At 60.8% G+C, this 2,708-nt stretch carries 2 protein-coding genes and 2 pseudogenes; 2 read left to right on the top strand and 2 right to left on the bottom strand.

What is annotated here, in order from left to right:
• Positions 1-137 precede the first annotated feature (137 nt).
• Positions 138-239, bottom strand: a pseudogene (locus tag NKJ91_RS33465) (LysR family transcriptional regulator); the annotation flags it as partial.
• Between the two features lie 575 nt (positions 240-814).
• Here NKJ91_RS33465 and NKJ91_RS33460 point away from each other — a divergent pair.
• Entirely contained in the window at positions 815-1,090 is a 276-nt protein-coding gene (locus tag NKJ91_RS33460; RefSeq protein WP_352458906.1) for an acyl carrier protein, read from the top strand.
• Entirely contained in the window at positions 1,091-2,296 is a 1,206-nt protein-coding gene (locus NKJ91_RS33455) for a beta-ketoacyl-[acyl-carrier-protein] synthase family protein (protein ID WP_352453892.1), read from the top strand.
• Here the strand turns inward: NKJ91_RS33455 and NKJ91_RS33450 are convergent.
• A pseudogene (locus NKJ91_RS33450) lies at positions 2,283-2,447 on the bottom strand (LysR family transcriptional regulator); the annotation flags it as partial. The gene NKJ91_RS33455 and the pseudogene NKJ91_RS33450 overlap by 14 nt on opposite strands.
• Between the last annotated feature and the right edge of the window lie 261 nt (positions 2,448-2,708).

Here is a 2,708-nt window from a genome sequence, read left to right as displayed (position 1 = left end):
CTGATGACAAACCGCTCAGCGGCAGCGCAAGATCGTTCATGGTGGGTGTGGTCTCCGGGAAATGGTTCGGATCGGCTTAAGCAACCAAATCCTACGTCATTTCAACGGCTTGCGCCACATCCACCAACCCCCATGAATTTGGTTAGGTTGATGCGGCGTGCCGCCGCCGTGAGGCCGCGCTCGCTCAGCAGCGCGTCGAGAACGACGAGAAGATTCAGATCGAGCCCTTTGAAACGCATGTCTTAGCTATCCATAGCGTGGATGCATTTGATTGAAACAAACGATTTTACCAATTTTCCGGAATGTCGCATGGACTTGGCAGGACCTCACGTGCGCCAATCACTGCCTCTATCGCGTGGCGAGTCCCTTGAGAAGAGCCCGAAAGAGGAAATCTGTCGCATGCGGTGGAGATTGTACTGGGAATGAGAGGCAGCGCTCCGATCATGTCGAACTCTCCGACGAATGGCGGACCGGTACAATAGTTGATCGCAACTGGTCCGGAGCTATGAAACATCTCGATTACATATGAGGTGCCGAGTGAATACGCTGACAGCACCCACCGTCGCAGCGTTTAGCTGACGTTTGACGACGGTTCCTATCCATTTACACGCAGATTCTTGATGTGCTGGCGCAAAAGCGGGAGGCCGGCGACTTTTCTTCGTCATCGGGCTGACGCCGCAGAAGCCGGAACTCGTCCGGTTCCTATGGGCATTGGGCTTGGTCGGTCGCACAGGCTCTATGAGGGGCAATTTTGGCAACGCGACGCGACTCGGGTTTTGAACGACGCCGAAAACGCAAGCTGGAAAGGAACAAGATGGCAGATCAACTCGCCAACGAAATAATCGCCATTATCAAGAAGCGCGCCGCGTCGGAGGGCGGCATAGCGCCTGCCACAGGCGGCGAGATAACGGCTGCCACGGGACTGACTTCGCTCGGTATCGATTCACTGGGATTGGCGGACGTTCTCTGGGACCTGGAGCAGGCCTACGGCATCCAGATCGAGATGAATACGGCCGAGGCATGGTCGGATCTCCAGAATGTTGGGGACATGGTGGAAGCCGTGCGCAGCTTGCTCGCTAAGGGGGTGTGAATGGACAGGCGCGTCGTGATTACTGGGATTGGCGGTATTTGCGGGCTTGGGACCAACGCCGCCGCCATTTGGACAGAGATGCGAGAAGGCCGCTCCGCCATCGGCCCAATCGTCAACTCCGAGCTCCATGAATTGAGGGTCAGGATCGGTGCCGAGATCAAGGCGCTGCCGGAGCATGACATCGACGGCAAGCAACTCATCTCCATGGACCGCTTCAGCCTGCTCGCTGTGCTTGCGGCGCGCGAAGCCATGCGTCAGGCCGGACTTTCCTCCAAAGAGGGAAATAGCTATCGCTTCGGTGCGACGGTGGGCGTTGGCGGCTGCGGGTGGGATGCGATCGAGCAAACCTACCGCGCCATCCTTCTGGGCGGTAAGCGTGCCGCTCTCTTGACTGTACCCAAGGCGATGCCGGGTGCCGCTGCCGGCCAGGTCAGCATGAGTCTCGGCCTGCGCGGGCCGGTCTTCGGCGTCACGTCCGCCTGTTCCTCGGCAAACCATGCGATTGCCTGCGCGGTGGACCAGATCAGGCTCGGCCGGGCCGACGTGATGCTTGCCGGCGGCAGCGAAGCGCCGCTTATATGGGGTGTGCTGAAGGCATGGGAAGCGATCCGCGTGCTTTCGCCCGATACTTGCCGGCCATTCTCGGCCGATCGCCAGGGCCTGTCGCTTGGTGAAGGCGCCGGCATGGCGGTGCTGGAAAGCTACGAGCATGCCCTGGCTCGGGGCGCCACCATCCTTGCCGAAATTGCCGGTGCCGGCCTTTCCGCCGATGCGTCCGACATCGTCGCGCCGACTGTCGAGGGGCCGGAGGCAGCAATGCGGGCCTGCCTTGCCGATGCCAGGCTGGACGCCGAGGATGTCGACTATCTCAACGCGCACGGCACCGGCACCAAGGCCAACGACCAGATCGAGACGGCGGCGATCAAGCGCGTCTTCGGTCAGCACGCCTTCTCAATGTCCATTTCTTCTACCAAGTCCATGCACGCGCATTGCCTCGGCGCGTCCGGCGCGCTCGAGTTGATCGCCTGCGTGATGGCTATCCGCGAGAGCGTCGTGCCGCCGACTGCCAATTATCGTGAGCTGGACCCCGATTGCGATCTCGACGTCACGCCCAATGTGGCACGCGAGCGCAAGGTGCGCGTGGCACTGAGCAACTCCTTCGCCTTTGGCGGCACGAACGCGGTTCTGGCGTTCAGGCAGGTGTAGAAGCCATAAGAGATGCCTCCGGCAACATTATCTCTCGCATCCAGATGCTTGCCGGATAACTATTGTGAAGGGCGGGTCATTGACCGCCTCGGCGAATGCGGGAAGTGGCAGCGGAAGCTCGACGATCCGGGGGTATCGTCTTTGCGAAATTCTTAACTGTTGAAGCGGCTTGGACGTACCGCCGCCCCGTAAAAGGTAAGCGAGGCCCTGCGGGCTCGGCTTGAGGGTACACGACAATGTCTGGAAGCCGCAGGGTCGGCTCTGCGCCCGTTATAGTCGCCTGAGTGCTGCCGGCCCGGCCGCACCGCGGGCGCCGTCAACGAACTCCTTGAACCTGCGGACCTTGCCTGTCTTGGCCGACGCTTCGAAGCGCGCCGTCGTGCTGGCCTCCAGATCCGCGACATGCTTGCGC

It is taken from the genome of Mesorhizobium sp. M0040 (assembly GCF_040323505.1).
Lineage (GTDB): Bacteria > Pseudomonadota > Alphaproteobacteria > Rhizobiales > Rhizobiaceae > Mesorhizobium.
The sequence above is the reverse complement of the archived record's forward strand: the minus strand, read 5'-3'. Positions and strand labels throughout refer to the sequence as shown.

Coding starts and splice junctions, on each gene's coding strand:
- NKJ91_RS33460 (WP_352458906.1), top strand. CDS start 815: ATGGCAGATCAACTCGCCAACGAAATAATCGCCATTATCAAGAAGCGC.
- NKJ91_RS33455 (WP_352453892.1), top strand. CDS start 1,091: ATGGACAGGCGCGTCGTGATTACTGGGATTGGCGGTATTTGCGGGCTT.